This is a genomic window from Psychrobacter maritimus, from assembly GCF_904846345.1.
GTDB lineage: Bacteria > Pseudomonadota > Gammaproteobacteria > Pseudomonadales > Moraxellaceae > Psychrobacter > Psychrobacter maritimus.
Map to the genome: position 1 here is coordinate 340,432 of NZ_CAJHAJ010000004.1, position 9,762 is coordinate 350,193.

Annotated in this window: 8 protein-coding genes; 6 read left to right on the forward strand and 2 right to left on the reverse strand. The window is 43.4% G+C overall.

The annotated features are described in order from the left end of the window. Window positions 1-15 precede the first annotated feature (15 nt). Complete coding sequence (locus tag JMX50_RS07960) at window positions 16-612, reverse strand: AAA family ATPase (protein WP_201629119.1); 597 nt, start codon at window positions 610-612, stop codon at window positions 16-18. Next, window positions 563-1,324 carry a nicotinamide riboside transporter PnuC gene (gene pnuC, locus JMX50_RS07965; RefSeq protein WP_201629120.1) on the reverse strand — a complete coding sequence of 254 codons (762 nt, stop codon included), beginning with the start codon at window positions 1,322-1,324 and terminating at the stop codon, window positions 563-565. The genes JMX50_RS07960 and pnuC overlap by 50 nt, the downstream gene beginning before the upstream one ends. A gap of 373 nt (window positions 1,325-1,697) precedes the next feature. Between pnuC and JMX50_RS07970 the strand changes: the two genes are divergently transcribed. The 6 genes from JMX50_RS07970 to dnaX form a co-directional block, all read left to right on the forward strand. Then, window positions 1,698-2,843 carry a beta-ketoacyl-ACP synthase III gene (locus JMX50_RS07970; protein WP_201565005.1) on the forward strand — a complete coding sequence of 382 codons (1,146 nt, stop codon included), beginning with the start codon at window positions 1,698-1,700 and terminating at the stop codon, window positions 2,841-2,843. A 305-nt stretch (window positions 2,844-3,148) separates the two neighbouring features. Next, the gene (prfA, locus tag JMX50_RS07975; protein ID WP_201565006.1) at window positions 3,149-4,240 is read left to right on the forward strand and encodes a peptide chain release factor 1; all 1,092 of its coding nucleotides are present in this window, start codon (window positions 3,149-3,151) and stop codon (window positions 4,238-4,240) included. A 91-nt stretch (window positions 4,241-4,331) separates the two neighbouring features. Then, window positions 4,332-4,805: a hypothetical protein gene (locus JMX50_RS07980; RefSeq protein WP_201629121.1), complete on the forward strand. Its 474-nt coding sequence runs from the start codon at window positions 4,332-4,334 to the stop codon at window positions 4,803-4,805. A 129-nt stretch (window positions 4,806-4,934) separates the two neighbouring features. Beyond that, window positions 4,935-6,473 carry a lysine--tRNA ligase gene (gene lysS, locus JMX50_RS07985; RefSeq protein ID WP_201629122.1) on the forward strand — a complete coding sequence of 513 codons (1,539 nt, stop codon included), beginning with the start codon at window positions 4,935-4,937 and terminating at the stop codon, window positions 6,471-6,473. Window positions 6,474-6,587: 114 nt separating this feature from the next. Then, the gene (locus JMX50_RS07990) at window positions 6,588-7,961 is read left to right on the forward strand and encodes a hypothetical protein (RefSeq protein ID WP_201629123.1); all 1,374 of its coding nucleotides are present in this window, start codon (window positions 6,588-6,590) and stop codon (window positions 7,959-7,961) included. A gap of 104 nt (window positions 7,962-8,065) precedes the next feature. Beyond that, window positions 8,066-9,762: DNA polymerase III subunit gamma/tau (gene dnaX, locus JMX50_RS07995; protein WP_201629124.1), on the forward strand; the 1,697-nt coding region annotated here is incomplete at its 3' end.

The following is a 9,762-nucleotide window of genomic DNA, read 5'->3' on the forward strand; positions in this document are numbered from 1 at the left end:
AAGCATTCTTATTTGCTAAAACCATACTAATGACGTTAATAGTTTTACCACTTGCTGAACCCGTTCCTCTCTATCACCACCGATACGTTGAAAAGCCTTGTTATGCAAGGTTAATTGACTGGTAAAATAAGCGCTGATATCTTCACGTTGATGCGGGCTATCACGCAAATCATCGGCAACCCATGGGATATCAACGTCGGTTAAGAGTATTAAATCATAATGGTGTGCCAATGCCGCTTGGGTAAGCGCCTCAGGGCAATCGTCATAATACCAGTTGGAATACACCATCAGCTCAAACAAGCTGGTATCGCAGAATAAGTAGCTACTATCAGACGTTTGCGCGGCTTGCTGAGCGAGTTTGTTTTCTAATTCAATCTGACCTTGCGCGATAGGCAATAAATCATCCCAAGTACAGGTCAGCTGCTCATTATCCCATTTTGCTTGCAGATAAGTGCGCATATATTCTGGCACCCATGGACAGCCAAAATGCGCGGCCAAATCGCGGCATAACGTGGTTTTGCCGGTACTTTCTGCCCCTAGTATGGCGACATTAATAACGGATTTAGGCGTATGCTGCGTGAGATTGCAGGCGGTAGCGTCGTTGCCATTCATAATATGCCCAGATTGCAATAAGAGTGAACACTACATATTGTAGCGCCGTAAAAGTCAGACCTTTATAAAAGTACAGCGGTACGGAAATAGCATCGGCGATAATCCAAAGTAGCCAGTGCTCAATTTTGCGCCGTGCCATCAGCCACATTGCCATTAAAAACAGCGCCGTGGTCAGCATATCGGTGTAATCAACCCACGTAAATAAATGCAAGCCCAATACCGCGCCATCAAAGCTAAAGTTATTATTGATGACGGGTCTGAAATAATAGACCAAAGCGACAAAAGCAATGGTTGCCGCCGCCAGTGCGCTCAATATGGGCACATCTTTTTTGCTTAAATGTTCAACTTCAATAGCATATTGAGCATCCGTATTTTGCCCGCGCTCATCTTGCGGCTGGCTGGTTGGATTTATATGATCCTGATGCTTTTTAATTTCTATATTGTTTTTATTTTGCGTCCAGTTTATCCAACCATAGATACTCATGACGCTGTAATAGGCATTGATAAACATATCACCGAATAATTGCCATTTCCACAGCAGATAGACAAAGATGGCGGTGCTGACCAGCCCAATAGGAAAAACCAAAATATTGGTCTTGCTGGCAAGTAAAACGCTACTTACCCCAAAGATTACCGCAATCAATTCTAAGGTAATAAATAGGGTCGGGTAGTCGGCATATTGCCCGAATAGCCAGTTTAGGAGTTCCGCCATTGCTATTCCAAAGTCAAAAAGTAAAAAGAAAGAGTGGATAATATCAGTTAAGTTGATAAAAATTTAACAAATCCATGCCAGTTATTGGTAATTAGCCGCAAACAAGCGAATCTATATTGAATAAAATAACGCGATCAAGCCATGCTAATGAACGCTGATTATAGCGCAGCTGTTGGGAAATGAAGCCAATCTTTACTTATTCTCGTCAAGAAGCTGATTATTTGTAACAAAGTATTAGAAAAATTATATTATTCAGGCATAATAAAGGCACTTATTTTAAGTTTACAGTTATTCACCGAAAATTAGACGACTGTTGTTTTCTCCACTTTTATGCTTATTGCAAGCACCATCGTAGTAGACAAGGAAGCGCATCATGACGACTTGTATCACGGGCACTGGCCTGTATATTCCCCCTTATAGCATCAGTAATGAAGAGCTGGTTGATTCATTTAACCAATATGTTGAAAATTATAATGCTAAGCATGCTGATGAGATTGAAGCAGGAACGGTTACTGCGCTTCAGCCTTCATCAGCGGCTTTTATCGAAAAAGTCTCAGGCATCAAATCACGTTATGTGATGGAAAAAGACGGTATCTTAGATCCTGAAATTATGGCACCGGTCATCCCTTACCGCAATTTGGGTGAAGAGCTGTCTATCATGGCAGAAATGGGCACGGCAGCGCTAAAAGATGCGCTAGCTGACGCGGGTCTGGAGGCCAATGATTTAGATGGTATTATTCTTGCCTGCTCAAATTTTCAGCGTACTTATCCTGCGGTTTCTATCGAGATTCAGGATGCCATCGGTATGGTTGGTGGTTTTGCTTATGATATGAACGTGGCTTGTAGTGCGGCGACTTTTGGTCTATCGCAAGCACATGGCTCAATCGTGTCGGGTCTTGCTAAACGCGTTGCTGTGGTCAACGTTGAGATTACCTCAGCGCATCTAAACTGGCGCAACCGTGATAGCCACTTTATCTTTGGTGATGTGGCAACCGCTTCTATCGTTGAAGAGCTTGATACGCCAAAAGGTTATGAGATTTTAAACGCCAAGCTGTTTACGCAATTTTCGACAAACATTAAAAACGAATATGGCTTTATGGACCGCTCTGAGTTCTTAGCGGCGCAGACTGAGATGTATCCGGATATCAAAGAGCCTGTCACCGATAAGCTGTTTTTGCAAAATGGTCGTAAAGTATTCCGTGAAGTCTGTCCAAAGGTTTCTGAGATTATCACTGAGCATTTACATGACAATGAGCTGCAAGCTAGTGACATCAAGATGATGTGGCTACACCAAGCCAATGCCAATATGCTTGATTTAATTTTGCGCACAGTCGTTGGACGTGATGCCGATAAAGCCATTGTGCCAAGTGTTATTGATGAATTTGCCAATACCAGCTCTGCCAGTCCGATGATTGTTTTCCATCGTTATAAAGATGCGCTAGAATCTGGCGACTTGGGCGTGATTTGCTCATTTGGTGCGGGTTACTCAATCGGTTCAGTGTTGGTTCGTAAAGTTTAATATTTCGTTAAGGTTTTCTGATAACCATAATAGCCGCAAAAATAGCTAAGAGTTTTCTTAGCTATTTTTTTATGTCCGCTATTTATAGCTTTTTCTGGACTGTTTTTGTGCGCTATGTTTACTGATTTCTTATTGGCCGCGGAGCTATGGGCTAATATGAAGCTAGGGGCTAATATTTAGGCATAATCTGCGATAAAACAGCCAGTTTGCGAATATTATGGCAAGATTGCTTAGAGGTTTTAAATTAAGCGCAAAAATTTGCTATAATCACTCTCTTATTTTACTCATTTTAAAAAAGTCCTTTTATGAAAGAATCCTTACGCCTGCGTTTAGACCAGATGGTAGACCGTTATGAAGAGGTCACCGCCTTATTATCAGACCCGAGTGTCATCAGCGATAATAATAAGTTCCGTGAATTGTCCGTTGAGCATAGTGACTTGATGGATATCACTACTTTATGGCAGAACTATGTGCGTGCAGAAACGGATCAAGCGGATGCAGAGGCGATGCTAGCAGAAGCTTCAGACCCTGAAATGAAAGAGATGATGCAGGACGAGATTGACAGTGCCCGTGACACCATTGTCGAGATGGAAGAAGCGCTTAACGTCATGATGTTGCCAAAAGACCCTAATGATAAAGTGCCTGCTTTCTTGGAAATTCGTGCGGGAACGGGCGGTGATGAAGCGGCGATTTTCTCGGGTGACTTGTTCCGTATGTATCAAAAGTATGCCCAAACGCAAGGCTGGACGGTAGATATTCTGTCGGCTAATGAGGGTGAACATGGCGGCTATAAAGAGATTATTACCCGTGTGTCGGGCAATAGCGTTTATGGTCGTTTAAAGTTTGAGTCGGGCGCTCACCGCGTACAGCGTGTCCCTGAAACCGAAAGCCAAGGTCGTGTCCATACCTCGGCTTGTACGGTTGCGGTTATGCCAGAGGTTGAGATTGATGATACGGTTGATATCAATCCTGCAGACATTAAAATGGATACCTTCCGCTCAAGTGGCGCCGGTGGTCAGCACGTTAATACCACGGACTCTGCGGTACGTTTGACGCACATTCCGACCGGTACCGTGGTAGAGTGTCAACAAGAACGCAGTCAGCATAAAAACCGGGCGCATGCGATGAAAATGCTGGTGTCCAAAATCCAACAAGCAAAAGTACAAGCGCAGGTCGATGTGGCGGATTCAATACGTCGTGACTTGGTCGGTAGCGGCGATCGCTCAGAGCGCATTCGTACTTATAACTTCCCGCAAGGTCGTATGACTGACCATCGAATCAACCTGACCTTATATAAGCTTGATTCGATTATGGAAGGTGACTTGGATGAAATCCTCGATGCGCTGTTACGCGAACACCAAGCAGACTTGATGGCCAGTATCGGCGGCGGTGATTAAGACAGTTAACGGTTAAAAGCTGATTAAGCTAAAAGCCGTAAACCATGCCGATAAGCCAGTTATTTATAATAGTAAAACTAAGGTAGCGATTATGATAAATAACTGGTTAGCTTCAAAGCAATCCTTTAATGGCATGGTGTTAATTATATTGGCTATGCTTATGGCGTTTTGGTTATCTGCTTGTAGCGTAACGCCCGCAACTTCGACAGCGCCACCAACACCATCGTCTTCTGAGAGCACCGCATCCGCTGCAACAGCTGATCCGCTTGCTTATCAAGCATGCGTATACCCGCCTAATGAGCTGGTACAAGCATGTGACGTAAAAGGTGGAACGTTTTTGCAGCAAGGTAGGCTTGGCTGTTATCAGTGTGTGCTGTCTTATAGCGATGCCGGCAAGGTTTGCCAAGATGGTTCTGACTGCCAAGGACAATGCAAAAACACGGGTGAATTTATAGATTCACATACCAACAATCAAACAGGGCAATGCGCCAGTGATAGCAGCACGTTTGGCTGTTATCAAACGATTGAAAAGGGCGTGGCACAGCCTGCTATTTGTGTCGATTAGTTCTAGCGCTTTTTAGTATGAAAAATCAATAAGTATTATTGAGCTTCCTTATTTATATGTTTTATTTGAACGTCTTATTTTAATTTACTTCGTTTATTCCTTTAATTATCTAATAATTTTGAGAGTATTATGTCAAAGCACAACAATCAAGACCAGAATCAAGAGCAAACTCCAGAAGATGCGAACGAGCTGATTGCTCAACTACAAGCTAAGCTAGATGAAATCACGGCGTCAGGTAAGCAGCCTTATCCTAATACCTTTAAGCGCACAGATTACGCTCAGGATTTGCAAACGGCTTTTGATGGTATCTCAAAGCAAGAAATCGAAGATAAAATTGCTAACGGTGAAAAAACTCAGGTAAACGTTGCCGGTCGCGTGATGCTAAACCGTGGGGCATTTATTGTTATTCAAGATATGACTGGTCGTATTCAGTTATATGTGGCACGCAAACAGCTAGATCCAGAGACATTGGCGACGATTAAATCGCTAGATTTGGGTGATATCGTTGGTGTATCTGGTTATATCGGTCGTTCTGGAAAAGGCGACTTATATGTCCATATCGAAGAGTTTCATTTATTGACGAAAGCGCTACGTCCGATGCCAAATAAGTTTCATGGCTTAGCCGATGTTGAAGCGCGCTATCGTAATCGCCATCTTGATTTGATGACCAATGAGACAACTCGCGACACCTTTGTGATACGCAGCCAAGTTATCAGCGGTATTCGCAAGTTTATGTTGAATGAGCGTTTTATGGAAGTTGAAACACCGATGATGCATCCGATTCCAGGTGGTGCGGTTGCTCGTCCGTTTGTGACCCATCATAATGCCCTAGATATGCCATTATATCTGCGTATCGCGCCTGAGCTATATCTGAAACGCCTTGTGGTTGGTGGTTTTGAAAAAGTATTTGAGATTAACCGTAGCTTCCGTAATGAAGGCGTGTCAACCCGTCATAATCCTGAATTTACCATGATTGAGTTTTATCAGGCGTATGCTGACTATCATGACTTGATGGATTTGACCGAGCGCTTATTTAACGAATTGGCGATGGACATTTTGGGCACCACTGAGCTGACTTATCAAGAGGAAGCAATTAGCCTAAAAGCGCCTTTTGAGCGTCTGTCGATGTCTGATGCGATTGCTAAGTATGCAGAAAACTTCGATATGGCACGCATTAATGACCGTGACTATCTTGCAGAATATGCTTCAACGACCCTTAAACAACAAGTAAAAGACGTCTTTGGTGTTGGCAAATTGCAGACTATTATTTTTGAAGAAACTGCTGAGCATCAGCTACGTCAGCCGACTTTTATTACAGAATACCCTGCTGAAACGTCGCCACTGGCACGCCGTAACGATGACAATCCTGAGATTACCGATCGCTTTGAGCTATTTATCGGTGGTCGTGAGTTGGCGAATGGCTTTAGTGAACTTAATGATCCTGCCGATCAAGCTGAGCGCTTCCATGGTCAAGTCGCTGAAAAAGACGCTGGCGATGATGAAGCGATGCATTTTGATGAAGAGTATATCGAAGCCTTATCTTATGGCTTACCGCCAACAGCAGGCGAGGGTATTGGTATCGATCGCTTGGTGATGCTATTTACGGACTCGGCCAGTATTCGTGATGTGATTTTATTCCCGCATATGCGCCGCAAGCATGAAAGCTAGACTGCTTTACTTGCCATAAATCCACGCTGGGACTAAACTGAACATAAGAAGGCTCTTTCTACTTTTAACGGAATGGTCTCAAGTTCTTTATGAGACCTTATGTATAGGGATATTATGGACACTCAGCAAGTACCAGCGTCGATTTGGCAGCAGATGATTCAGCAGAATTTTTTATCTTTGTACGACTTAACCCCAGACAAAATCACTGACCCTGAGTATCTTCAGGGTTATGATTTTGTTTTTGAGTTTTCTAATGCCGTGGTCTACCTTATCGTCAATGATGTGACGATACAGGCTGATAGGCAGGATATCGATAGTACTCAGGTGCGTACGTGGAGAAAAGACGTTGTCAATCAGCTGATTAAGCAACATGCTCAGCTGTATCTTAAAAATGATAAGGCGCTTGCCTATAAAGATGAATCTAAAAACAAATCTAAAAATGAATCGGCATCTGACACAACGGCAGACAAGGCGATTTATTTTATTGGTTTGACCGCACTTTCGGTTCAGCATCAAGACATTGCTGAAAAAAACAGCGCTCAGAGTACTTATCACAATAGCTATCAGAATAGTTATCGTAATAACCACCAGAGTAAGCCTGCAGAGGCGGTCTCTTATGCGGTTGGCTATGAATATGGCAGTCAGTTTTTTGCGGAAGACTGTGTGCTAGATTTGGACGATGAAGAAAGTGTCCTACAAGTATTCAGCTATCAGAACTTCACTGAGATACTCAAGCAATTGGTGACGCCCAGTGATTTGACGGCATTTCTAGACTTTCACCGCGGTAAGCTGACAGGGTTTGAATCGTTTAAAGATGAGTCAACCTTGCTTGTACAGTTTTTGCAGTCGCCAGATTTTCATCAAAGGGCGATTAAGGTTCAAGAACAATTGGTCGGCCATGACTTGATAGCGCAGATTGAACCACGATTGTTAAAAGCGGCAGAGCCTGAGCAAGCGGAATTTGCTAAAGCATTGATGGCAGAGATTCAAAAGAACACGCGCATGTGGTATCAGCTTTTTAATAGCTTAGTCAGAGAGCGTTATGACGCCGGTACGCCACTGCCAAAAGAGCAGGTTGATATTTTGGTCGACGAGTCGATGTATACCTACGCTTGTTTGGTAGAAAAAATCTTGGCTCACAGAACGATTGACCAAGATTCACGCTGGAATGGTTATGTGCGCCATGAGCACTCTTATAATGTTTTTGGGCGTCATTATCTGATGGTGTTTTATGCGCAAGATGATAACAGCTCGTTAAGTGCCGATAAGGTACGTGCTGGTCATCAAGATTTGTTATTTGAGCTTAATGCCCAAATGCAGCAGCCGGTCATGCAAGATCTGTTTTTAATCGGTGTCGACGTCAGACCTTGTGAAGATAGCGTGAATACTGAGGTTCATCTTGACGCATTTCATCAGCACGGCTCGCTTATCGATGCCAATACCCAGCGTTTGTATGAGCAATTGGCTGAGTTACGGGCGCAATCATAAGCTATGCTAGAACCCAGTTTCGATGTCTGGTTTCAATACCGAATTTTAAGCTAAATCGCTGATTTGAAGCTTTATTTATATTACTACTCACATTGGCATTCATTATGACGCAGCAATATCAAGTTTTAGCGCGCAAATATCGCCCCAAAAACTTTCACGAGTTGATTGGACAATCACACGTCTCACAAGCACTGATTAATGCGATTGATTATAATCGTCTGCATCATGCTTATCTATTTACCGGTACGCGCGGTGTCGGTAAGACCACTATCGCGCGTATTTTGTCTAAATGCTTAAACTGCGATACCGGTATTACCAGCACCCCATGTGGCGTCTGTGATAATTGCGTGGCGATTGATCAAGGGCGTTTTATTGATTTGATCGAGATTGATGCCGCCTCTCGTACCAAAGTTGAAGACACGCGCGAGCTACTTGATAATGTCCCTTATGCGCCAAGCCAAGGTCGTTATAAAGTGTACCTGATTGATGAGGTGCATATGCTGTCGACACACAGCTTTAATGCGCTGCTTAAAACCTTGGAAGAGCCACCTGAGCATGTAAAGTTCCTGTTGGCCACTACTGATCCGCAAAAGCTGCCCATCACGATTATCTCGCGTTGTTTACAGTTTGTGCTGCGTCCTTTATCGCAAAGTTTACTCAGTGAACATCTAGCCAATATTTTAACCCAAGAGCAGGTAGGTTATACACAGCCTGCGCTTTGGCAATTGGCCAGTGCCGCAAAAGGTTCAGTTCGTGATGCGTTATCATTGACCGACCAAGCGATTGCTTTTGGGCAAGGTGCATTAGATGATGTGACGGTTAATGCCATGCTTGGCTTAATTGATGCGGCTGATTTGGTGCGTTTAATCACAGATATTTATAATCATGATAAATCAGCGGTTGCCACTCATATCGAGCAGATGCGTGCACAAATGGTCGATGCGACCAGTATGTTTGATGGCTTGGCTGAGCTGTTACATCAATTGGCATTAACGCAACTGTTACCTGAAGTTGCTCTTAACGTCAATGAAGCACAAGCGCAGCAGATTAATCAGCTTGCGCAGCATATGAGTCCTGACGTCTTACAGCTATATTATGAAATCGTAGTGCAAGCACGTGAAGGCGTTAAACTTGCTAGCACACCGATGCAAGCGCTTGAGATGTGTATTTTACGTTTGTTGGCTTTTCGCCCTTTGCCCGTTGATGAGATTTTAGCGAACCTACCTGATAGCACTATACCACCTAGCCCTATACCATCTAATACTGTATTACCTAATCCTACCGCTTCGATAGAAACAGTTATTTCTACTATCTCTAAAGATGAACCCAATACAGCATCAATAAATGCCAATACTATTGAGGCTTCAAATACCAATGCGCTTTTAAATACTAATGAGCATTCAGCATCAGCGTCTTCATTAGTGTCAACATCAGCAGTAATGTCAGAGCCGCTATCAGAAACGCAGCCAGAACAGCAGTTAGAACCGCAGTTAGAGCCAGTAGCGGAATCAATACCACCGCTACAAGATTATGATGCTGATTATCCGACCCCAAATAAAAATGAGGTCGAGTCATTTAACGTAAGCTATGATAATGCGGAATTGAGTCAATATGATGGTTATAGTCATAGCCATGATGAAAGGTTAGATTCAATAGATAGCAACGTTAGCTCTGAACCTGTTGTTGAGCCTGAACCTGTTGTTGAGCCTGAACCTGTTGTTGAGCCTGAACCTGTTGTTGAGCCTGAACCTGTTGTTGAGCCTGAACCTGTTGTTGAGCCTGAACCTGTTGTTGAGCCTGA